Source organism: Mycolicibacterium sp. SMGY-1XX, from assembly GCF_059132455.1.
This window is the reverse complement of record NZ_CP101139.1, coordinates 1012256-1034811: the sequence shown is the minus strand read 5'-3', so window position 1 is coordinate 1034811 and position 22556 is coordinate 1012256. Positions and strand designations below refer to the sequence as shown.

The following is a 22556-nucleotide window of genomic DNA, read 5'->3' as shown; positions in this document are numbered from 1 at the left end:
CCCTGGAGACCGACTACCTGGTGATCGGTGCGGGTGCCACGGCAATGGCGTTCGTCGACACCCTGGTCGGTGAAACCTCCGCACAGGTGGTGATGGTGGACCGCAACCACCAGCCCGGCGGGCACTGGAACACCGCGTACCCGTTCGTGCGGCTGCACCAGCCGTCGGCGTACTACGGCGTGAACTCGCGCCGGCTCGGTACCGACACCATCGACAGCGTGGGCCTCAACGCCGGGTTCTACGAGTTGGCCGGTGGCGCAGAGGTGTGCGCGTACTTCGACACCGTGATGCGGGCGCACCTGTTGCCGACCGGACGCGTGTCGTACTTCCCGATGAGCGAGTACCTCGGTGACGGCCGGTTTCAGACGTTGGGCGGTGAGGTGGTCGAGGTGACGGCGCGGCGACGCATCGTCGACACCACTTACGTCGGGGTGACGGTGCCGTCCATGCGGCCACCGCCCTATCCGGTGGCCGACGGTGTGCGGTGTGTGGCACCGAATGAGTTGCCGCGCCTACCCTCTCATGATCACTATGTGATCGCCGGCGCGGGCAAGACCGCGATGGACACTGTTCTGTGGCTGTTGCGCCACGAGGTCCGGCCGCAGCAGCTGACGTGGATCAAACCGCGCGATTCGTGGCTGCTGGATCGTGCCGCGATCCAGCCCGGGAAGACGTTCGCCAAACGCGTACTCGCCGACGTCAGTGCACAACTGCGCGCCGTCGACGCGGCCGAGTCCGTGGACGACCTGTTCACCCGGCTCTCCGACGCCGGCTGCCTGCTGCGCATCGACGAGTCGGTGACCCCGCAGATGTACCGGTGCGCCATCGTGTCCGCGGCCGAACTGGAGCAGCTGCGCCGCGTCGAGAACGTGGTGCGCATGGGTCACGTGCTGGCCATCCACAGCGACCACGTGGTGCTGGAACACGGTTCATTGCCCGCGCAGACCTCGACCCTCTACATCGACTGCAGCTCGGACGGTCTGGGCAGCCGCGGTGTGGCCACCGTGTTCGACGGTGACACCATCACGCTGCAGACCGTGCGCACCTGCCAGCCGGTGTTCAGCGCGGCCGTCATCGCCCACGTCGAGGCCGCGCACGCCGACGACGCCACCCGCAATGCCTACTGCCAACCGGTGCCGAACCCGCACGAACCGCTGGACTGGCTGCGAATGATGTTGGCTTACAACAGCAATCAATTGCGGTGGTTCTCCGACCCGGACATGATGGCATGGCTGGACACGGCGCGGCTGAACGTGCTGAGCCACGCAACGGCAGCGGTGAGCGAACGCGCCCGGGCCAAGATCATCGAGATGCTCTCGTCGCAGTTGCATCGCACCAACACCAAGCTGGAGATGCTGCTGTCCGTCAGTTCCGGGTGAATTCCCAGATGTCACCGCCCAGCGGAATCAGCGGGACGACGCGGGCGGGCACCCGCGTGGGATTGCGGTAGCCGGCCTGCTCCAGCCTTGCCAGGATCCGGTCTCGATCCTCGTCGGTGTTGTCGTAGGCGCTCGACGCGGCATAGAACAACCGGTCACCGGCGGCCGACAGATCCGGGAAATTCGTCGCGAGCTCGTGCTGCGGCGCGGCATACACCGCGGTGCCGGGATCGGCATGCCACAGCACGGCGGGCAGGACCCCGATCGCGGCGGTATCCGCGATCAACGCATCGGCCTGCCGGATGTCGAGAACCTGCTGCTGTTCGGACCGGTGCCAGACGAACACCGACGTGCCGATGAGCGCGCCGACAAGCAGCACCGGAACCACCGCGGCCGACACGGCGTGCGGAATCTCGTGGTGGCGGGCGTGCGCCAGTTGCGCGACGGCCACGAACAGCAACGGGGTGAGGAAGTGCAGGTATTGCAGGCCGATGGCATGCACGGGGCTGACGCACAGGACATACAGCGCCACGACGACGCACCAGGTGGCGACGGCGGTGAATGCCGGTAGGTACTCGATGCTGATCATCCCCGGCAGCGAGCGTGGCCGGCTCCTGGCAGCCTTGATCGCGAAGCGCACCACCAGGTAGGTGGCGACGAACCCGACCAGCACATTGAGCACGTTGACCACGATGAAGACGGGGTTGTGCCAGTCGAGCAGGCCGTACGGCAGCGGGTAGGCCCAGTCCAGCGGGTCGAAGATCTGGAACGTCGTCGCCAGCACCGACCCCACCCGTTGCGCGAAACCGGCGAACGTGAACGCCTGGGCCTGCCTGTCGGCGCGCTCCAGCGATTCGAGGAAACCGGGGTGTAGCAACAGGGACACCACCACCGCGGCCAGGACGGTTCCGGCCATCCGCAGGACCGGGGTGTAGGCGGCGCGGCGGGCCAGGACGGCGGCCGCGAACAGCAGCATCACGGCGGCGGGGATGACGAAGTGGAATTGCGTCAGCAGCCCCGCTGCCACGACGACGCCGATGGCCACCACATAACGGTCCTGCCGCTTTGTCAGCCACAGGACGACCAGAAGCAGCAGCAATGCGGTGAGCATGGAGAACAACGCGTACTGACGCACGACGGCCAAGGCCGTTCGGGTGGGCAGGCTGAGCATCCACGCCAGCGTCGCCACAAAACTCACCGGCGCCGACACCGACAGCACCCGGCACACCGCGTAGATGACGATGACACCGACAACCAGGATCACCAGATTCAGGAGCAAGCCGGCGGTGACCGAGACGCCGAAGACGCCGAACCAGCTGTGCAGTAGCCAGAAATACAGCGGCGGATGGATGTCGTAGTGCACCAGATCCTGGCTGATCTGCCCGAAACAGCCGAAACCCTGCCACTGCCAGTACTGCTGCCAGTCCGACGCCGCGACCCACGCCGCGGTGGGAATCGACTGCTCGTAACGGCCCTGATTGCAGGTGGCGCCGATGACGCTGATGACGTCGTCGTGGTCAATCAGGACGACGGCGGCCAGCCTCGGCAGATACACCGCGATGCCGACCAGGACGAGTGTGAGCACCAACCAGCGATCGGACGTCTTGTGCTGTACAGACGTCGTGATGCGGCCAAGTGTCATCGATTCCCGCCCCGGTATCGCCCCCACGATCTCGCGCGGTCGACACTAGCGGTTTCGACGTGCCGCCGAGGTCAAGCCAGCGAATGCACCCAGGCCTGGTGCAGTGCGGCGTAGTGACCGCCGGTGTCGCGGATCAACTCGGCGGGCGGGCCGTCCTCGATGATGCGGCCGTGCTCGAGCACCAGCACCCGGTCGGCGACCTCCACCGTCGAGAGCCGGTGTGCGATCACCAGGGCCGTGCGGTCGGCCAGCACCGTCTCCAGCGCCTGCTGCACCATCCGCTCGCTGGGGATGTCCAGCGACGAGGTGGCCTCGTCGAGGATCAGCACCGCGGGGTCGGCGAGGAAGGCCCGCGCGAACGCCACCAGCTGACGCTGGCCGGCCGAGAGCCGGCCGCCGCGCTTGGCGACGTCGGTGTCGTAGCCGTCCGGCAGCGCGGTGATGAACCTGTCCGCGCCCACGGCCTCGGCGGCGGCACGCACTTCGGCGTCGGTGGCCTGAGGTTTACCGAAACGGATGTTGTCGGCGATGGTGCCGTCGAACATGAAGTTCTCCTGCGTCACCATCACCACGTGCCTGCGCAGTTCGTTCTGGTCGAGATGGCGCAGGTCCGTGTTGTCGAGAGTGACGGCGCCCGAGGTGGGGTCGTAGAACCGGGCGATGAGTTTGGCGATGGTGGTCTTTCCCGCGCCGGTGGTGCCGACGAGCGCAACGGTCTGCCCGGCGGGCACCGTCAGGTCCAGATCGGGCAGCACCGGCCGGCCCGGCACGTACTCGAAGCCCACGTGCCGGAACGCGACCTCACCGCGCACCTGGTCCAGCCGCGCAGGGGCGGCCGGGTCGGCGATCGCGGGAGCGGTGGCCAGCACGCCGGCCAACTTCTCCAGCGCGGCGGCCGCCGACTGGAAGGTGTTGAAGAACTGGGTGATCTCCTGCATCGGTTCGAAGAACATCCGCAGATACAGCAGGAACGCGGCCAGTGTGCCGATGGTCATCTCGCCGTGCAGCACGCGGTAACCGCCGTAGAGCAGCACCACGCCGGTGGTGAGGTTGCCGACGAGTTTGACGCCCGGCATGAAGACGGCCAGCAATTTGAACGTCTTCTCGTTGATGTCCTTGTACCGGTCGGCGACTTCTTCGAAGATCTCCTGGTTGCGCTGCTCGCGACGGTAGGCCTGTACGGCCTTGATGCCCGTCATGGTCTCGACGAATTGCACGATCACCAGTGCCGCGCTCTCGCGGACCTCGCGGTAGGTCTTCGCCGACTCCGAGCGGAACCAGGCCGCCATCAACAGCAGGATCGGGAAAGCGACCAGGCACATCAGACCCAACCGCCAGTCGAGCACCACCAGCAGCACCGCCGTGCCGAACAACGTCAGCACCGCGGTGATCAGGCTGTCGAAGCCGTTCTGCAGCATTTCCTGAATGGCGTCGACGTCATTGGTGGAACGGCTGACCACCCGGCCGGAGGTGTAGCGGTCGTGGAACGCGACATCGAGGCGGCCGAAGTGCCGGAAGATCCGCCGCCGCAGTTCCAGCAACGCACTCTGACCGATGCGACCCGACCGGCGCAGGAAGAACATCCGGCTGATCGCCTGAACCAGCACCACCGCGCAGAGGGTGGCCACGATCAGGATCAGTTCGCGTGCCGAGCCGCCGTCGACGATGGGCGGGATGCCGTGGTCGATACCGCGCTGGATCAGCAGCGGCACCGTCAGCCGCGCGGCGTTCTCGATGACAACGACGACGGCCAGGATCAGCACCGCCGTCTTGAACGGGCGCAGCAGGTCGAACAACAGCGCTTTGGCCTCGCGCCGCCGCGGCTGCTGCTCATCGATGGGCAGGTTATCGTCCTGCTGGTCGTCGAAGCGGCCGCGCCACCCGGCACTCTGGCGCGAGGTGGTGACCGTCATCGCCGCTCCCCTTCCATCCCGGCGAATTCGCGTGCGGCGCAAGCGTCTTCGGTTGCGTGCTGTTCGCAGTATTCCTGCTCGAGTTCGGCACGTCCGTCGGTCCAGCCCGGTTCGGGTTCCGCGCCGTCGTCGAGTTCGTCATCGGCGGCCAGCAGGTACCGGTAGGCCGGCACCGTCTCGAGCAGTTCCGAGTGGGTACCGACGTGGGTGATCGTGCCGTTCTGCAGCAGCGCCACCTGATCGGCCAGCAGCACGGTCGACGCGCGGTGGGCGACGATGATGCCCGTCACCGACACGAGCACCCGGCTCAAGGCGTCGGTGACCGCCGCCTCGGTGTGGACGTCGAGCGCCGACAGGGTGTCGTCGAGTACCAGGATCTTCGGGCCGGCCAGGATGGCGCGAGCCAGGGAAAGCCGTTGCCGCTGCCCGCCGGACAGGCTCATGCCCTGCTCGCCGATGCGGGTGTCCAGGCTGTAGGGCAGGTCGTAGACGAACCCCGCCGCGGCCACGTCGATGGCCTCGGACAGGTCGGCTTCAGAGGCGTCGGGGCGGCCCAGTTTGAGGTTCTCGGCCACCGACATCGAGAACAGCGTCGGGTCCTCGAACGCCGTGGCCACCGCTTCCCGCAGCGCGGGCAGGCTCAGCTCGCGGATGTCGGTGCCGTCGACCCTGATCTCACCCTCGGTGACGTCGTAGAGGCGTGACAGCAGCGCCGCCAGCACCGACTTGCCCGAGCCCGTCGCACCCACCAGCGCCATGGTCTGCCCCGGTTCCACGGTGAGGTTCACATGACGCAGCGCCCAGTCGTCGTCGGCGGCGTCAGGGAACCGGAAACCGACGTCGACTAGTTCGAGACGGCCACCGCGCGGAGTGTCGGCCTCGGGCCCGTCGGTGATCTCACGGGGGGCATCGAAGATCTCGGCGATGCGGTTTGAGGCGGTGAACGACTCCTGCATCATCGACAGCAGGAAACCCAGTGAGGCGATGGGCCACACCAGCGACAGCATCATGGTGATGAACGCGACGAGCGTGCCCATGGTGACCGCCCCGGTGCCGGCGGCGTAGGCGCCGAAACCGAGCACGATGATCAGCGTCAGGTTCGGGATGATCTCCAGCAGGGTCCAGAACTTCGCGGACACCCCGACTTTCGCGATCTGGGTGTCGTACAGCTTGGAGGCCTGGGCGTCGAACCGGTCGTAGACGTACTGCTCGCGACCGAACGACTTGACCACACGCACCCCGAGGGCGGCCTCCTCGACGTGGGTGGCCACGTGGCCGGCCTGGTCCTGGGCCAGCCGGGACAACCGGGTGAACTCGCGCTCGAAGTGCAGCACCGTCAACGTGATGGGCACGATGGACGCCACCACCACCACACCCAGCGGCCAGTACATGGCCAGCAGGATGCCGGTGACGACCACGATCTGGATGGCGTTGAGCACCAGGAACACCAGCCCGAACGACAGGAACCGGCGGATGGACGACAGGTCGTTCATCACCCGGGACAGCAGCTGCCCGGACTGCCAGCGGGTGTGGAACGACATGGGCAGCACCTGCAGCCGGGCATACAGGTCCTTGCGGATATCGGCTTCCACACCCATGGTGGCGCGCGCGACCAGCCAGCGGCGGATGAACCAGAGCACCGCCTCGGTGATGCCCACACCGAGGGCGGCCGTGCCGAGGATCCACAGCCCCCGCTGGTCTTGCTGCCGGACCGGGCCGTCGATGACCGCCTTGGTCATCAGCGGGATCGAGATGGTGGCCACCAGGCTGGCGAGCGCGACGAGGATCATCGCGATCCACCGCGTCTTGTACGGCTTCAGGTACGGCAGCAGGCGCAGCAGATCCGAGGCGGAGCGAACTCTGGCCGGGGCAGGCGCGATCGCCGGTTCCGAGCGGAGCCCGTCGTGCGCGCGCATCAGATCACCACTTTTCGTCTCGTGTCGTACTCCAAGTCATAGACCACGCCGCCGACAGGAACACCGGTGCTGACCCCCGCATTCCAGATTGCCACGCTTGTCTAATCAATAACGGGTCAAGCGGCCTGTCGACCGAACTGCGTTTCGTACAGTTCGGCGTACCGGCCACGCCGTGCCAGCAACCGCTCGTGGGTGCCGCGTTCGACGATGCGGCCGTCTTCGACGACCAGGATCAGGTCGGCCGCGCGCACCGTGGACAGCCGGTGCGCGATCACCAGCGACGTCCTTCCGGCCAGTGCCTCCGAGAGTGCCTGCTGCACAGCCACTTCCGATGAGGAGTCCAGTGCGGCCGTGGCCTCGTCGAGAACCACCACCCGGGACTTGCCGAGTAGCAGCCGGGCGATGGTCAAGCGCTGCCGCTGACCACCGGAGAGGCGGTACCCGCGTTCACCGACCACCGTGTCGAGCCCGTCGGGCATGTCGGCCACCACGTCGTCCAGCCGGGCCCGGCGCAGCGCGGCCCACAGTTCGGCGTCGGTGGCCCCGGGTTTGGCCAGCCGCAGATTCGCACCGATGGTCTCGTGGAACAGGTGCCCGTCCTGGGTGACCAGCCCGACGGTGTCCCGCAGGGACTGCGCGGTCAGGTCACGCACGTCGACCCCGGCCAACCGGACGGCGCCGGAGTCGACGTCGTACAGGCGGGCCAGCAGGGACGCGATGGTCGACTTGCCCGCACCCGAAGACCCGACCAGCGCAATCATCTGACCGGGCTCGGCACGGAACGAGACGCCGTGCAGTACCTCGGCACCGCCGCGGTCGTCCAGCACGGCGACCTCCTCCAGCGAGGCCAACGACACCTTGTCCGCGGACGGATAGCTGAACCGCACGTCGTCGAAATGGACGGACACCCCGCCGTCGGGAACGGGGCGGGCGTCGGGTTTCTCCTGGATCAGCGGAACCAGGTCCAGCACCTCGAACACCCGCTCGAAGCTCACGAGCGCCGACGCGATCTCGACGTGGGCGTTGGCAAGTGCGGTCAGTGGGGCATAAAGACGGGTCAGCAGCAGCGCCAGCGACACGATGGCACCGGCTTGCAGTGCACCGCCGATCGCCAGCACCCCGCCCAGGCCGTACACCAGCGCCAGTGCCAGCGCCGACATCAGCGTCAGCGAGTTCATGAACGTCGCCTGCAGCATTGCGGTCTTGACGCCGATATCGCGCACCCGGCCGGCCCGGGCGGCGAACTCCCCGGATTCGCTGGCGGGATTGCCGAACAGCTTGATCAGCGTCGCCCCCGGAGCGGAGAACCGCTCGGTCATCTGGGTGTTCATGGTGGCGTTGTGGATGGCGCTCTCCCGGCTCAGCCGGGCCATGGTGCGGCCGATCCGGCGCGCAGGCAAGAGGAACAACGGCATCAACACCAGCGACAGCAACGTGATCTGCCAGGAGATACCGAGCATCACCACCAATGTCAGGGTCAGCGTCACCACGTTGGTGACGACGCCGGACAACGTGTCGGAGAAAGCGCGCTGCGCACCGATGACGTCGTTGCCGAGGCGGCTGACCAGCGCCCCGGTGCGGGTGCGGGTGAAGAAGGCCACCGGCATGCGCTGCACGTGATCGAACACCGCGGTGCGCAGATCCAGGATCAAACCCTCACCGATGGTCGACGACAGCCAGCGGGTCACCATCGCGATCCCCGCTTCGGCCACCGCCACCGCGGCGATCACCAGCGCCAGGATGACGATCACGCGGGCGGCGCCGCCGTGCACGATCTCGTCGACCACGCGCCCGGCCAGCAGCGGGGTGGCCACCGTCAGCAGCGCACTGACCACGCTGATCGCGACGAACAGGCCCAATCGGCGGTGGTGCCGGGCCGAGAACGTCCAGATGCGTCTGAGCAGCGAGGTATCGGCCAGTGCGCGCAGGTCAGCACGATCTGACTTGATCTGCCGGTACAGCGTGTGCCGGGCTACGGTCTCGATGCTCATGAATCCACCGTAGGACCTCAACTAATGTTCAGGTCAAAAGCTTCCCGTCAGGAAGGTTGCCAACGCGCCTTCCCGACACACAGGACTCGATCAGGCAAGATGTCGGGCATGGACAGTGGATCGGCCTCACCCCGGGTCTTGGTGGTTGACGACGATGCCGACGTGCTCGCTTCGCTGGAACGCGGGCTGCGGTTGTCCGGATTCGAGGTCTCGACCGCCGTCGATGGCGCCGAGGCACTGCGCAGCGCCACCGAAACCCGCCCCGATGCGATCGTGCTCGACATCAACATGCCCGTCCTCGACGGGGTGAGCGTGGTGACCGCACTACGGGCTATGGACAACGACGTGCCGGTGTGTGTGCTCTCGGCCCGCAGCTCGGTCGACGATCGGGTGGCCGGCCTGGAAGCCGGCGCCGACGACTACCTGGTGAAACCTTTTGTGCTGGCGGAACTGGTGGCGCGGGTGAAAGCGCTGTTGCGTCGCCGCGGCGCCACGGCGACGTTCTCCTCGGAGACCATTTCGGTGGGCCCGCTGGAGGTCGACATCCCGGGCCGGCGCGCGCGGGTCAACGGTGTGGACGTCGATCTGACGAAACGCGAGTTCGACCTGCTGGCGGTCCTGGCCGAACACAAGACCGCGGTGCTGTCGCGAGCCCAGCTGTTGGAGCTGGTGTGGGGTTACGACTTCGCCGCCGACACCAACGTCGTCGACGTCTTCATCGGATACCTTCGGCGCAAACTCGAAGCCGGTGGCGCCCCGCGCCTGCTGCACACCGTTCGGGGCGTGGGGTTCGTCCTCAGGACGCAGTGACACCGTGCTGTCGCGGATCCTCACTCGGACGCCCTCGCTGCGCACCAGGGTGGCCTTCGCGACAGCCATCGGCGCCGCGATCGTCGTGACGATCGTCGGCGCCATCGTCTGGGTGGGCATCACCAACGACCGCAAGGAACGACTGGACCGGCGCCTCGACGAGGCCGCCGGATTCGCCATCCCGTTCCTGCCGCGCGGGCTCGCCGAGATCCCCCGCTCCCCCAACGACGCCGACGCGGTGATCACCGTGCGCCGTGGCGGCGAGGTGAAATCGAACACCAACGTGATCCTGCCGCAGTTGGACACCGACTACGCCGACACCGAGATCGGTGGTGTGCGCTACCGGGTCCGCACGGTCGAGATGGCCGGCCCCGCCGGCCCCATGTCGGTCGCGGTGGGTGCCACCTACGACGACACCATCACCGACACCAACAACCTGCACCGGCGGGTGCTGCTGATCTGTGGTTTCGCCATCAGCGCCGCCGCGCTGCTCGGGTGGCTGCTCGCGGCGTTCGCGGTGCGGCCGCTCAAGCGGCTGGCTCAGCAGACCCGGACGGTCGACGCCGGCGACGCGGCCCCCGAGATCGAGGTGCGCGGCGCCAGTGAAGCCGTCGAGATCGCCGAGGCCATGCGCGGCATGGTGCAACGGTTGTGGAAAGAGCAGGACCGCACCAAGGAGGCGCTGGCGTCGGCACGCGACTTCGCCGCGGTGTCCTCCCACGAACTGCGCACCCCGTTGACCGCGATGCGCACCAACCTCGAAGTGCTGACCACCCTGGATCTGCCCGATGAACAACGCAAAGAGGTGCTGGGCGACGTGGTTCGCACCCAGTCGCGGATCGAAGCCACGCTGTGGGCGCTGGAACGCCTTGCGCAGGGCGAACTGTCGACCTCCGACGACCACACCACCGTCGACATCACCGAACTGCTGGACCGGGCCGCCCACGACGCGATGCGCATCTATCCCGACCTCGAGGTGTCGCTGGTGCCCGCGCCGACCGTCATCATCGTCGGGCTGCCCGCCGGCCTGCGCCTGGCCGTCGACAACGCCATCGCCAATGCCGTCAAACACGGCATTGCCACACACGTGCAGCTGTCGGCGGTCAGTTCCCGCGCCGGCGTCGAGATCGCCGTCGACGACGACGGGGTGGGAATCCCGGAGGAGGAACGCGAGCAGCTCTTCGAGCGATTCGCCCGCGGTTCCACCGCGTCGCACTCCGGCTCCGGACTGGGCCTGGCGCTCGTCGCCCAGCAGGCCCAATTGCACGGCGGCACAGCCACCTTGGAGTCCAGCCCCCTGGGCGGCACCCGCCTGATGCTGCGGTTGCCCGGGCCGGGACCGACGACCCGGTGAGCATCGAAGCCGCCGCCCGCGGTGTGGGCATGGTGCCCGCGTTCCAGCCCATCGTGTCGCTGCCCGATGAGGCGGTGGTCGGGTTCGAGGCGCTGGCCCGTTGGCCGCAGGCCGCCGCCCTGGGGCCCGCCGCGGTGTTCGCGCACGCGCGCGAGCACGGCGACGTCGACCAGCTCGACCAGATGTGCATCACGATCTCGATCGAGCAGGCCTTGCGGTCGACGCTGCCGGACGGAGCATTGCTGTCGGTCAACTGCGAACCGGCCAGCACCTACCGGCCAGTGACACCCGCCAAGGAGCATCTGCAGGTGATGTTCGAGATCACCGAACGCAGCATGCTGGTGCAGCCGCATCTCCTGTTGAAGAAGGTGGCGGCCCTGCGCGCCGACGGTCACCTGATCGCGTTGGACGACATCGGCGCTCATCCCGATTCCTCGGCGCTGCTCGACGTCATCTCCCCCGATGTGATGAAACTGGATCTGGCACTTGTGCAGTCACAGCCGGACTTCCGGCAGGCCCAGACGTTGTCGGCCGTCCTGGCCCATCACGAGCGCACGGGCTCGGTGATCCTCGCCGAAGGAATCGAAACCGACGCGCACCTCGAACAGGCTCTCGCCGTGGGCGCCCAACTCGGCCAGGGCTACCGGTTCGGCGCCCCGGCGGCACTGCCCGACGCCATCACCGGTGGTTCGTGGGCGTCGCGGTACGGGGCCGGCCAGCCCGCCAGACTCGCAGCGGACTCACCGTTTGCGCTCGTGGACGGGCACCGCCGGGTGCGAACGGCGCGCAAGGAAACCGTGCTCGCGTTGTCCCGGCACATCGAGGCACAGGCCCAGCGCGCGGCGGATCCACCCATCATGCTGGTGGCCCTGCAACGCTCAGAGCATCTGAGCCCCGCCACGAGGCGGCGCTACCGAGCGCTCGCCGAGCGGTCTCCGCTGGTGGCGGTGTTCGGCGAGCACATGGTCGCCGAACCCGACGCGGGTCTTCGCGGGGTGGCGTTGGGCAGCGACGATCCCATGTGTCTGGAGTGGACGGTGGTGGCCCTGGGACCCCACACCGCGGCCGCGCTGATCGCCAGGGAACATCCGGGCAACACCAGTCACACGCCGGACGGAGATCGCCGCTTCGATTTCCTCGTCACCTACGACCGCCAACTGGTGAGCGAGACGGCCCACAACATGCTGGGCCGGATCCGGTAGCGCTCTAGCGGGTGCCCAACAGGTCGATCACGAAGATCAGGGTCTTGCCCGACAGCCGATGTCCGCCGCCGGCGGGGCCGTAGGCCTGCTCCGGCGGGATGGTCAGCTTGCGGCGGCCGCCGACCTTCATGCCGGGGATGCCGTCCTGCCAGCCCTGGATGAGGCCCCGCAGTGGGAACTCGATCGACTGGCCACGGTTCCAGGAGCTGTCGAACTCCTCACCGGTGTCGTACTCCACGCCGACGTAGTGCACCTCGACGTTGGCGCCCGGCACGGCTTCGGCACCCTCGCCGACCACCAGGTCTTCGATCACGAGCTGGCTCGGCGCGGGGCCGTCAGGGAATTCGATCTCCGGTTTTGTGCTCACCGGCCTCACCCTACTGTGGTGTCTGCAGCCATTCGGTGGGTCTGAGCAATACGACCTCGGGCACGATGCAGGCCGGCGACAGCCGGGTGGTCATCCGCACCACTTCGGCGACGTCGGTGGGCGCGATCATCTGCTTTGTGGGGATTCCGTACGGCTGCGCCATCGGGGTGTCGACGACGCCGGGACAGATGACCGTGGCCCGGATCCCCGACGCGGCGAGTTCGTCGTGCAGCGCCTCGGTGAATGCCACCACCCCGGCCTTGGTCGCCGAATAGGACGCCAACGTGGCCTCGCCGCGTTTACCGGCGTTGGAGGCCGTGCTGATCACCTGGGCGGTGCCGCGCAGCGCCACGGCCTTCACGAGCAACGGCAGACTCTTGGCGGTCAGCAGGATCGGGGCGCGCAGGTTCACCGCCCACTGCTCGTCGAGAAAACCGGCGGTGATCTCACCGACCGGTCGATGACCGGAGATGCCGGCGTTGTTCATCAGCACGTCCAGCGCGCCGAACGCCGCGCCATGACGGGCGACGACGTCATCGAGAAAACGTTCGTCGGCCAATGAGCCGGCGGCGGCCTGCACCGGTGGTCCCGGCTTCTCGGTCAGCCCGGCGACGGCCCGGTCCAGCTTGTCGGCATCGCGCCCGACCACGGTGAGCGCGAACCCCTCCTGCCGCAGAACGTGAGCGACGGCCAGACCGATACCGCTGGACGCACCCGTGACGACGGCGCTGCGGTGCTGAGATTGCATCTGCGTATTCTCGCCGCTGTCAGGCACACTGGTCAGGTGGCCAAAGACCAGGACATCCTCGCCGAAGTGAACAAGCTCGTCGCCGAGGAGAAGGAGCTGCGGGACAAGTTGCAGCAGCACGAAATCGACGAGTCCGAGGAGCACCAGCGGTTGCGGGCGGTCGAGGTCCAGCTCGATCAGTGCTGGGACCTGCTGCGGCAGCGGCGCGCACTGCGCGAATCCGGTGGCGACCCCGCATCAGCGCAGGTGCGGCCGGCCAATGAGGTCGAGGGTTACCTGAACTGACTACTGCGAGCCGTCGGCCGGGCAGTTCACCATGACGTAGGCCAGCGGCGACGCGTGGACGTCGATGTTCGTCACGGTGCATTCCGACAGCGGGATGTCCGACGGCTCCCCGGCGGTCCACTGGACCTTGACGTCGTAACCCTGACTGGTCAGGGTGCGCACGGTGTCACCCGGTGATTCGGTGCCGGCTTCCGGCGGCGCGGGCAGGGCGGGCGTGGGCTCGGCAAGCGCAATCGGCGCGCTGACCACCAAGGCGACCGCCATGCTGGACGCGATGAACCATGGAGCACGCAACATGTCTGTTCCTTACTGCGAGGTGTCCGGCGGACAGCTGATCATGATGTAGGCCAGTGGGGCCGCATGGACATCGATATTCGTCACAGTGCAGTACTTGAGCGGGATATTCGACGGATATCCGCTGACCCACTCGATCTCCACGTCATAACCCTGCTTGCCGAGCGTCTCGATGGCGTCCATCGGCGCCTGCGTCCCGGCCATCGGCGGGGTGGGCAGGGGTGTTGTGGTGGTGGGTGTGGGCTCGGCGCCTGCCGGCGGGGCGACGATCAGGGCGGCGGTCACCTTGGCGGCGAGTGCCCAGAGCGTGCGTGATCGTGTCACTCGGCCTCGGTACCCGAATCCGCGTCGGATACTTCGCTTTCCGAGGTGTCGGTCTTGTCGGAGTCGGTCTCGTCGGTGACGTCAGACTCCTCGGTGACGTCAGGCTCCTCGGTGACGTCAGACTCCTCGGTGACGTCAGGCTCCTCGGTGTCTTCGGTGTCGTTGATGTCTTCGGTGTCCTTGGGCTTCTCGTCCTGCTCGTCGCTGGTCTCGGGCTCCGGTTCAGCCTCCACGGCGGCCCTGTCCGCGACATCAGCGTCGATATCGGTGTCGTCGATATCGGTGTCATCGATATCGGTGTCGTCGAGCCCAGGGTCGTCGACCTCCTCCACCGGGCCGGCGGCGACGTCGCCCGACGAGGGCGTCGGGATGGGCGGGATAGACCGGCCCACCAACTTGAGGATGGTGTTGGCGGCCGAGATCAGATCGTTGAGCGACGTGATCACCGCGTCGGACTGCCCGCTGATCAGTTGCAGCGGAATGCTGACCACCAGCAGTGGTCCGGCGACCAGCAGATAGCCCGCCGCGGCGAGGGCATCCACAAAGTCGATCGGTGTCAGCGGTGTGGCCGGCGTGTCGCCTACGCCGTCGGCGTCGATATCGTCGTCGGGGGCGGCGGCGGCTGCGATCACCCTCGGCGCCGGCGTCGAAACCGATTCCACCGCACGCCGATACACCACAGTCAGCGGCGGAGGCAGAGTGGCACTCGATGCGGTCAGTGCCACATTCGGACGATACGCGACGGGCACGGGCTCTTCGGCGGGGCGGGACTCGCTCACCGGCAGCACCAGGCAGGCCGTCACCGCCGCGGACAATGCGGGGCGGATGAAAGTGGCTGCGCGCAAGGTCTTCTCCTACTGCTGTGGTGGCTCTGTGGGCAACGGCTTGCCGACACCTTCGACCGGGTTCTGCCCCAGCAACGCGCCCTCCAGCCCGCCGGCGCGGTAAGTGTCAACCAGGCGCTTGAGGTAGTCGATGCTGGAGATGTTCGCGTTCTCCTGGCCGGGCTCGACACCGACGATCTGACCTTCGCCGGGCGCGGCCGGAATCACGTTCTGCGGCAACAGGTACTGGTTGTTCCACGGGTTGAGGTTCGGCGCGGTGGCCGGTACGCCCGAGCCCGGCGCCGATGGCACCGCGTGCTGGCCGAGCACGTATTCACTGACGGTCTGGCCTGACAGATCCGGCGGTGCGGGCAGACCCCCGACCGACACCGGGGCACCGGCCTGCGCCAGCGGGAACAACGGCGACGCCGGCGGAGGCGGCGGGTTGGGTGGCGGCGGTGGGGGTTCGGCACCGGCGGCCCCGATCGATGACATCGCGGCTGCCACCCACAATGCGCCAAGCGCAACGAATTTGACGACTACTCTAGTCATCGGGCGTCACACCACCATGGCGACGCCGTAGTAGGCGACGATGTCGTCGGCGGTCTCGGTCGAGCTGGTGAGGATCGCATAGGACCGTAGGAACGACTGGCCGATGCAGCCGTCGATCTTGATGTGGATGTCCTTGAGCGTGACGCGCGGCGCCGTGCCCTCGAAGCTCTTGGTGGTCACCGTCGAGGTGATCACTTCACCCGGCTGCGGGAACACCTCCATCTGTGCGGTCACCGGGATGTTGGTGTTGCCCAGCCCCAACGGCCCGACGCTGGGCTGGAATCCGACCGAGCCGTTGAGTTTCACGACGTTCAGTTCGATACCGCAACCGATCTGGTAACCGACCTCGAGGGTGCCGCCCTGCACGGGTGCACTCCCGTCACCCTTGACGGTGCCGGTGAAGGTGCCACCGACCAGGTACTCGCGCGACGACGCCGCCGTGGTCAGCGGTGCGATGGCCAACTGGGTCTCGTCCTGTGCTCCGACGCTGAGCTCCCAGCCGTCAGGCGTGACGACGAAACCCGGCGGTTCCGAGGCGACCGCGCCGTTGGGCGGCGCCACGTCGGGAACAGGTTCGGCGGCCGCCGAAGGAACTGCGGTGAAAGCGATCAGCGCTGCCGACGCGGCCGCGGCGATGCGGCGGATCATACGACGGTCACCTGTCCCGCGTAGGTCACGATGTCATCGGTGTCGGCACTCGAACTCTTGAACGTCGCGTAGGACTGGATGAAGGACTGGCCGACACACCCGTCGACCCTGACGCGGAACCCGGTCACCGTCACCCGCGCCTCTTTGCCCTTGTAGTCCTTCTGCCCCACCGGCACTGTGGTGACGGTGCCCGGCCTGAGGTTGATCTTGATTTGGCCGTTGACCGGGAACTGCACCGCTCCGATCACGGCGTTGGACCCGAAAGTCGGTGTGGCGCCCACAGATCCGAGCATCTCCACGGGGCCGCCCACGATACCGCAACCGATCCGGTACCCGACCACCAACGAACCACCCTTGAGTGCAGTGGGACCTTCACCGGCGACCGTGCCGGTGAACGTGCCGCCGACCAGATACTCCCGCGACGTCAGCGCCGTCGTCAGCGGCGCCACCGCAACCCGGGTCTCGTCGTTGCCTGCCACCGTCAGCTCCCACCCGTCGGGCGTCTGGAGGTAGCCGGCGGCCGCGGGAGCAATGGCTCCGTTGGGCGGAGGAGGCGGCGGCGGTGCCGCGTCGGCGACCGGCTGCGGGTCGAGCACCGGCTCCGCAATCGCCTGTGTCGGGGTGCACAGCGCCACTGAAAGCGCAGCCAACACCATGGCCGTCCCGCGAATCCGCATGTAAGAAACGCCTCTCCTGGCTTCGATTCGCCTGAAATCATCGAGGTGGTAAATGTCCGAACAGCAAACAGCCGGAGAATAGTGCGAGGCCAACCGCCGTCGCAGACTCGTTCCCCTCCGGGAACGGGACGTTCACACGGAATTCAGCGCTTCGACGCCGTCGCCCTCGATCGTCAGTGAGCGACATATGCATCGAAGGTCGGAGGCTCCCATCAAGCTCGTTCCCGCCGCGTTCATTGCCGGGTGTGCTGTTGCGATGGTGCTCAGCCCGCTCGCGTCGGCGGAACCGGCACCCAGCCCCGAGGCCGTGGCCGCCTGCACTCAGTTCGCGACCGCCCTGGACATGGCCTCGCTCAGTTACACCGACTTCGCCAACGGGCTCGCGCTCGGCGAGACCTACGACGACGCGACACTGCGGGCCAGCAATGTGTCCGGCCGGACCGGGCTGCGCCTGGCCGTCACCACCGCGCTGAACGCCTCCCATACGCCCGGCGTGGCTCCGGAGGTCTCGGCGCCGATGCGCGCCTGGTCGATGGGCGCCACCAAGCTGATGCTGCTGATGGGCCTGCGTTCCGACGTCGACCGTTTCAACACCGCGGCCACCAGCCTCAACGCGCACACGGAAGCGGCGCAGGCGGCGTGCGCGGCGGCCGGGACGCGCGCCTGAGGTCCGGCAGCGGACACTGGTCGGATGACACAACCGCATCGTGACGTCGTGATCGTCGGCGGCGGGCACAACGGCCTGACCGCCGCGGCGTATCTGGCGCGTGCCGGGCTGCAGGTCACGGTTCTGGAGCGTCAGGACCACGTGGGCGGCGCCGCGGTGTCCGCGCAGGCGTTCCCCGGTGTGGATGCCCGACTGTCGCGGTACTCGTATCTGGTCAGTCTGCTGCCGAAACGCCTCATCGAGGACCTGGGGGCCTCGATCCGTCTGGCCCGACGCCGGTACTCCTCCTACACCCCTGACCCGGCCACCGGCGGTCGGACCGGTCTGCTGATCGGGCCGCAGTCCACCTTCGCCGCGGTGGGCGCCGAAGCCGACGCCCCGGGTTTCGACGAGTTCTATCGTCGGGCGCGCATGGTCACCGAAAAGCTCTGGCCCACAATGTTGCAGCCGTTACCGACCCGCACCCAGGCACGGCAGCTGGTGGGCGACTCCGCGGCATGGGAGGCGCTGATCGAGCAACCGGCGGGCGTCGCGATCCGGGATGCGGTTCTCAACGATCTGGTGCGCGGGGTGGTCGCCACCGACGCACTGATCGGCACATTCGCCGATCTCGACGACGAGTCGCTGCCGCAGAACATCTGTCTGCTGTACCACCTGCTCGGCGGAGGTACCGGCGAGTGGGACGTGCCCATCGGCGGAATGGGCGCGGTGACGGGCGCGCTGGCGACGGCAGCAGCCCGGTTCGGGGCGCAGATCGTCACCGGCGTCGACGTCGACGCGGTATCCCCGGACGGTGTGGTGAGCTATCGCACGGGCGAGCAGAGTGCCAGCGTCCGAGCGGGATTCGTCCTCGCGAACGTCACCCCGACGGTGTTGGCGGGGCTGCTGGGCGAACCCGCCCCCGAAGCGGCGCCGGGGGCGCAGATCAAGGTCAACCTCCTGCTGAAGCGGCTGCCGCGGTTGCGTGATTCGTCGGTGACCGCGGAGCAGGCATTCGGCGGCACGTTTCACATCAACGAGACGTGGAACCAACTGGGCGCCGCCTACGCCCGCGCGGCCGGCGGGGAGATTCCCGATCCGCTGCCATGCGAGATCTATTGTCACTCCCTGACCGATCCGTCCATCCTGTCACCGGAACTACGGGCCACCGGCGCCCAGACCTTGACGGTCTTCGGGTTGCACACACCGCACACACTGCTGGCCGGGGCAGATCTCGATCGGATGCGGGATCGACTCACCGACGCTGCGTTGGCGTCGTTGAATTCCGTTCTGGCCGAACCTATCCAGGACGTGTTGCTCACCGACGGTAACGGCCGGCCATGCGTGGAGGCCAAGACAACTGCCGACCTGGAGGCGACGCTGGGGATGACGGCGGGCCACATCTTTCACGGCGCATTGAGCTGGCCGTTCGCCGAGGACGACGATCCGCTGGACACACCTGCGCGACGCTGGGGCGTCGCCACCGCGCACGAGCGAATCTTGATGTGCGGGTCTGGATCTCGACGCGGCGGCGCGGTTTCGGGAATCGGTGGCCACAATGCGGCCATGGCAGTGCTGGAGAGCCGGTAGCCGAAAATTTGTCGTACCCCTCTGCGAGGATGTTGGCATGTCCTCGAACGCAACATCTTTCGCTGCTCCGGAGGTGTCACCCAAGGAGCGGCTCGACGTGTTGTTCGACGAGGCCGCGGAGTTGACCGGGCAGCGCAACGCCATCGACGGCCGCATCGTGGACATCATCGCCGAAATCGACCGCGACGGCCTGGCGGGGATGACCGGCGCCCTGTCCATACCAGCACTGGTGGCCTGGAAACTCGGGGTCTCTCCCCGCAACGCCGAAATCATCACCGCCATCGCCCAACGGCGCGACGAGTTCACGCACTGCACGGACATGCTGCGCGAAGGGCGGGTGTCCCTGGATCAAGTGGGGGTCATCGCCGAACGCGCCGCCGACGGCTCCGATGACCACTACGCCCAGCTGATCCCGTACGCCACCGTCACCCAGATCCGCCACGCGGTGAAGCTGGAAACCCCACCCACACCCACCCTCGAACCGCCACCCGAGCCGGAACCCGAGTACGAAAAAGAACCCTGGGAGCTCAAGCCAGCGCCCTGGGAAAAGAAGGAAGGGGCGACATCCGAGCCTGCCCCCGAACCGGAACCCCAGCCCGAGCCGGAGTCACGACCGGACCCGCCACGCCGGCAATCCAAGCGGTCGATCACCCAGACCAGCGACGACGAATCGGTCACCTGGCACATCACCTTGCCCCACCACGAAGCCGCAGAATTCCAGGCCGCCCTGGACTCCCACCGCGACGCCCTAGTTGCCGAGTGGAAACGCGACCACGCCGACTACACCACCGAGACCACTCCGCCGTTCCCCGTCCCTGTCGACGGATTCATGAGCCTCGTCCGGGCGGGCTGGGACGCCGACGTCGCGGCCCGCCCGCACGGGCACCGCACCACCGTCGTCGTCCACCTTGACCTCGAATCCCGCATCGCCGGACTACATGTGGGCCCGCTGCTCTCTGATGACGACCGCAGGTACCTGCTGTGCGACGCGACGTGCGAGGTGTGGTTCGAACGCGACGGTCAGGTCATCGGATCCGGGCGCGAGACCCGCACGATCAGCCGCCGGCTACGCCGAGCACTCGAGCACCGCGACCGCGGCACCTGCGTGGTCCCCGGCTGCGGCGCCACCCGCGGGCTGCATGCCCATCACATCCGGCACTGGGAGGACGGCGGCCCCACCGAACTCGAAAACCTCTGCCTGGTCTGCCCGTACCACCACCGGGCGCATCACCGCGGTCTGATCACGATTACCGGACCCGCCAGCCGCCTGGTGGTCACCGATGCCTTCGGGCGCCGACTCACCAACCGCTCACTGGCCCGACCACCCACTGTCACACCCACCAGTACCCCTACCGCCATCCCACCCTGCCCCGGCCCCACCGGGGAGCGTGCCCAATGGTGGTGGTACACCCCCTACCAACGACCTGCAGCCAGCTGACTAGCCGCCGGCGAGTTTGTCGACGATCCGCCGCAGCGCCGTGAGATCGGTTTGGTCCAAGGCCGAAAGAGCTTCGGGTGCCGGGTCTTCGACAGCGTCGATGGCTGCGACCACCGCCCGGCCCTGGTCGGTCAGGGAGACCAGTTTCGAGCGGCGGTTCGACGGGTCGACCTCACGCGTGACCAACCCGCGGGCTTCCAGGTCGTTGACGGCCACGGTTGCCGCCGGGGCGTCCATGATGGCGTGTTCGGCGACCTGCTTGACCGTGAGCGGTGAGCGGACCAGGCGTTTGATGATCCGGATCCGGGAGAACGGCAGTCCGGACACCTCGACCACGGCGCGCTGCCACGTGTCGCGGTTGTCGAAGACGAAGCGCAGCAGGTCTTTCCAGACCTCGTCAGCGTCGTTACGCGGCATGCACCCTCCCCTGGTCTGGAGACGTCCCGGCGATCAACGGGGCTACCCGCTCGGCGGAACGCATCGCCCGCTTCGACGTCGAGAACAGTCCCAACGTGAAGATGGTGACACCGAACCCGGCCACCACGAACCACAGCGGCCGTGCGGCGTCGCTGAAGTCGACAGTCGATGAGGCCAGCGCGGCTCCGGCGACCGAACCGCACAGCGCCACACCCACACTCACTCCGACCTGCCGGCTTGTCGACGCCACCGCCGAAGCCGCACCGGCACGGTCCAACGGCATGCCGCTGACCGCGGTGTTGGTGATCGGAGCGTTCACCACCGAGAAGCCGATACCGAAGACGGCGAAGACCACCAGCACCGCCCAGATCGGGGTGTCCACGTCGAGGAACGTCAGCAGCACCGCTGCCGTCGTCAACAACGTCCCCGACGCCAGCAGTGACGGCCGCGGGCCGAACCGCCCGACGATGCGCCCCGACAACGGCGAAAAGATCAGCGCGCCAATGGCGATCGGCAGGTAAAGCAGGCCCGTCTCCAGCGCGGTGAAGCCGCGGAATCCCTGCAGATACAGCGCCATCATGAACAGGAACGCACCCCATGAGGCGAACGCGGACACCGCGATGGCCGTGGCGGAGGCGAAGGGAATGCTGCGGAAGAAGCGAAGATCGATGAACGGGTCATGGCGGCGGGATTCGAATCGCAGGAACGCGACGAATGCCACCACCGTGGCGGCCAGCACCGAGACCGTGACGGGATGACCCCAGCCCAGTCCCGGGCCCTCGATGAGCACGAAGACGATGCCGAACAGGAACGCCGCGCCCAACACCTGTCCGATGGGGTCGAGATCACGCATGGTCGCCGACTTGCTCTGCGGTACGAAGATCGCGGTGAGGACCAGTGCCAGCGCACATACCGGCAGGTTGACCCAGAACACCGCGCGCCAGTCGACGTACTCGATCAGCGCACCGCCGACCGTCGGGCCCAGCGCCATGGAGATGCCCACCACCCCGCCCCACATGCCGATTGCCCGCGCGCGTTCCACCTTGCCGGTGAAGACGTTGGTGATGATGGACATCGCGACGGGATTGAGCATCGACCCGCCGATCGCCTGCACCAGCCGGGCCGCGATCAGCATCTCGATGTTCGGCGCGAGGCTGCAGAGCAGCGAGCCGAGCGCGAATGCCGCCAGCCCGATCTGGAAGACGGTGCGCCGGCCGAACCGGTCGCCGGTCGCGCCGGACAACAGCAGCAGCGACGCGAGCACCAGGGTGTAGATGTCGATGACCCACTGCAGCTGCGACGCAGAGGCGTCGAGATCGGTGCGGATGGTCGGGAGCGCGACGTTGACGATCGTCGCGTCCATCGACACGATCAGCAGGCTCAGGCAGCAGGAGAAGAGGATGATCGCCTTGCGGCGGCCACTGAGCTGCCCGACAACAGTTGGATTCACACAATTATTGTGTATCTACAACTGTTGCTGGCGCAAACATGCCAGGTCAGCGCGGTACGAGCGCACGCGTTGGTACGTGACACGCCGCG

Annotated in this window: 22 protein-coding genes; 8 read left to right on the top strand and 14 right to left on the bottom strand. The window is 67.5% G+C overall.

Annotation, left to right across the window (positions count from 1 at the left end):
* Window positions 1-44 precede the first annotated feature (44 nt).
* Window positions 45-1379: an NAD(P)/FAD-dependent oxidoreductase gene (locus tag NL241_RS05025; RefSeq protein ID WP_494398240.1), complete on the top strand. Its 1335-nt coding sequence runs from the start codon at window positions 45-47 to the stop codon at window positions 1377-1379.
* Here the strand turns inward: NL241_RS05025 and NL241_RS05020 are convergent.
* From NL241_RS05020 to NL241_RS05005, 4 genes are all read right to left on the bottom strand, one after another.
* Window positions 1366-2964, bottom strand: a complete 1599-nt coding sequence (locus NL241_RS05020; RefSeq protein ID WP_494396941.1) for a glycosyltransferase family 39 protein — start codon at window positions 2962-2964, stop codon at window positions 1366-1368. The two genes, NL241_RS05025 and NL241_RS05020, sit on opposite strands and share 14 nt — an antisense overlap.
* A gap of 128 nt (window positions 2965-3092) precedes the next feature.
* Window positions 3093-4934, bottom strand: a complete 1842-nt coding sequence (locus tag NL241_RS05015) for an ABC transporter ATP-binding protein (RefSeq protein ID WP_494396940.1) — start codon at window positions 4932-4934, stop codon at window positions 3093-3095.
* Window positions 4931-6850 (bottom strand): ABC transporter ATP-binding protein, encoded by a 1920-nt coding sequence (locus NL241_RS05010; RefSeq protein ID WP_494396939.1) that lies wholly within the window; start codon window positions 6848-6850, stop codon window positions 4931-4933. The genes NL241_RS05015 and NL241_RS05010 overlap by 4 nt, the downstream gene beginning before the upstream one ends.
* A gap of 116 nt (window positions 6851-6966) precedes the next feature.
* Window positions 6967-8841, bottom strand: coding sequence for an ABC transporter ATP-binding protein (locus NL241_RS05005; protein ID WP_494396938.1), 1875 nt, complete (start codon window positions 8839-8841; stop codon window positions 6967-6969).
* Between the two features lie 99 nt (window positions 8842-8940).
* Between NL241_RS05005 and prrA the strand changes: the two genes are divergently transcribed.
* From prrA to NL241_RS04990, 3 genes are read left to right on the top strand one after another with little or no spacing between them, the layout of a single operon-like run.
* Window positions 8941-9651, top strand: coding sequence for a two-component system response regulator PrrA (gene prrA / locus NL241_RS05000; protein WP_487696116.1), 711 nt, complete (start codon window positions 8941-8943; stop codon window positions 9649-9651).
* A 4-nt stretch (window positions 9652-9655) separates the two neighbouring features.
* Complete coding sequence (locus NL241_RS04995) at window positions 9656-11005, top strand: HAMP domain-containing sensor histidine kinase (protein WP_487696183.1); 1350 nt, start codon at window positions 9656-9658, stop codon at window positions 11003-11005.
* Complete coding sequence (locus tag NL241_RS04990) at window positions 11002-12207, top strand: sensor domain-containing phosphodiesterase (protein WP_494396937.1); 1206 nt, start codon at window positions 11002-11004, stop codon at window positions 12205-12207. The genes NL241_RS04995 and NL241_RS04990 overlap by 4 nt, the downstream gene beginning before the upstream one ends.
* A 4-nt stretch (window positions 12208-12211) precedes the next feature.
* Here NL241_RS04990 and NL241_RS04985 read toward each other — a convergent pair whose 3' ends face one another.
* Both NL241_RS04985 and NL241_RS04980 read right to left on the bottom strand, forming a co-directional pair.
* The gene (locus tag NL241_RS04985) at window positions 12212-12574 is read right to left on the bottom strand and encodes an FKBP-type peptidyl-prolyl cis-trans isomerase (RefSeq protein ID WP_487696114.1); all 363 of its coding nucleotides are present in this window, start codon (window positions 12572-12574) and stop codon (window positions 12212-12214) included.
* A gap of 10 nt (window positions 12575-12584) precedes the next feature.
* Window positions 12585-13322 (bottom strand): SDR family oxidoreductase, encoded by a 738-nt coding sequence (locus NL241_RS04980; protein WP_487696113.1) that lies wholly within the window; start codon window positions 13320-13322, stop codon window positions 12585-12587.
* Window positions 13323-13358: 36 nt separating this feature from the next.
* Between NL241_RS04980 and NL241_RS04975 the strand changes: the two genes are divergently transcribed.
* On the top strand, window positions 13359-13607 hold the full coding sequence (locus NL241_RS04975) for a DUF2630 family protein (protein WP_487696112.1): 249 nt from the start codon (window positions 13359-13361) through the stop codon (window positions 13605-13607).
* On the opposite strand, the gene NL241_RS04970 is transcribed toward NL241_RS04975, so the two are convergent.
* The 6 genes from NL241_RS04970 to NL241_RS04945 are packed head-to-tail and all read right to left on the bottom strand — an operon-like array spanning window position 13608 to window position 16926.
* Complete coding sequence (locus NL241_RS04970; protein WP_487696111.1) at window positions 13608-13904, bottom strand: hypothetical protein; 297 nt, start codon at window positions 13902-13904, stop codon at window positions 13608-13610.
* A 9-nt stretch (window positions 13905-13913) separates the two neighbouring features.
* Window positions 13914-14225: a hypothetical protein gene (locus NL241_RS04965; RefSeq protein WP_494396936.1), complete on the bottom strand. Its 312-nt coding sequence runs from the start codon at window positions 14223-14225 to the stop codon at window positions 13914-13916.
* Entirely contained in the window at window positions 14222-15070 is an 849-nt protein-coding gene (locus NL241_RS04960) for a hypothetical protein (RefSeq protein ID WP_494396935.1), read from the bottom strand. Before NL241_RS04960 ends, NL241_RS04965 begins: the two co-directional genes overlap by 4 nt.
* A 9-nt stretch (window positions 15071-15079) precedes the next feature.
* Entirely contained in the window at window positions 15080-15601 is a 522-nt protein-coding gene (locus NL241_RS04955; RefSeq protein ID WP_487696108.1) for a hypothetical protein, read from the bottom strand.
* Window positions 15602-15607: 6 nt separating this feature from the next.
* Window positions 15608-16249 carry an MspA family porin gene (locus NL241_RS04950; RefSeq protein WP_494396934.1) on the bottom strand — a complete coding sequence of 214 codons (642 nt, stop codon included), beginning with the start codon at window positions 16247-16249 and terminating at the stop codon, window positions 15608-15610.
* A complete protein-coding gene (locus NL241_RS04945) occupies window positions 16246-16926 on the bottom strand; it encodes an MspA family porin (protein WP_487696106.1) in 681 nt (226 codons plus the stop codon). The genes NL241_RS04950 and NL241_RS04945 overlap by 4 nt, the downstream gene beginning before the upstream one ends.
* Window positions 16927-17113: 187 nt before the next feature.
* On the opposite strand from NL241_RS04945, the gene NL241_RS04940 reads away from it, so the two are divergent.
* The 3 genes from NL241_RS04940 to NL241_RS04930 are packed head-to-tail and all read left to right on the top strand — an operon-like array spanning window position 17114 to window position 20600.
* Window positions 17114-17593 (top strand): Rv2240c family protein, encoded by a 480-nt coding sequence (locus NL241_RS04940; RefSeq protein WP_494396933.1) that lies wholly within the window; start codon window positions 17114-17116, stop codon window positions 17591-17593.
* A 24-nt stretch (window positions 17594-17617) separates the two neighbouring features.
* Window positions 17618-19162: a phytoene desaturase family protein gene (locus tag NL241_RS04935; protein ID WP_494396932.1), complete on the top strand. Its 1545-nt coding sequence runs from the start codon at window positions 17618-17620 to the stop codon at window positions 19160-19162.
* Window positions 19163-19199: 37 nt separating this feature from the next.
* A complete protein-coding gene (locus NL241_RS04930; RefSeq protein ID WP_494396931.1) occupies window positions 19200-20600 on the top strand; it encodes an HNH endonuclease signature motif containing protein in 1401 nt (466 codons plus the stop codon).
* Here the strand turns inward: NL241_RS04930 and NL241_RS04925 are convergent, their stop codons facing one another.
* Both NL241_RS04925 and NL241_RS04920 read right to left on the bottom strand, forming a co-directional pair.
* The gene (locus tag NL241_RS04925; protein ID WP_494396930.1) at window positions 20601-21017 is read right to left on the bottom strand and encodes a MarR family winged helix-turn-helix transcriptional regulator; all 417 of its coding nucleotides are present in this window, start codon (window positions 21015-21017) and stop codon (window positions 20601-20603) included. It abuts the gene before it with no gap.
* A complete protein-coding gene (locus NL241_RS04920) occupies window positions 21007-22467 on the bottom strand; it encodes an MFS transporter (protein WP_494396929.1) in 1461 nt (486 codons plus the stop codon). The genes NL241_RS04925 and NL241_RS04920 overlap by 11 nt, the downstream gene beginning before the upstream one ends.
* Window positions 22468-22556 lie beyond the last annotated feature (89 nt).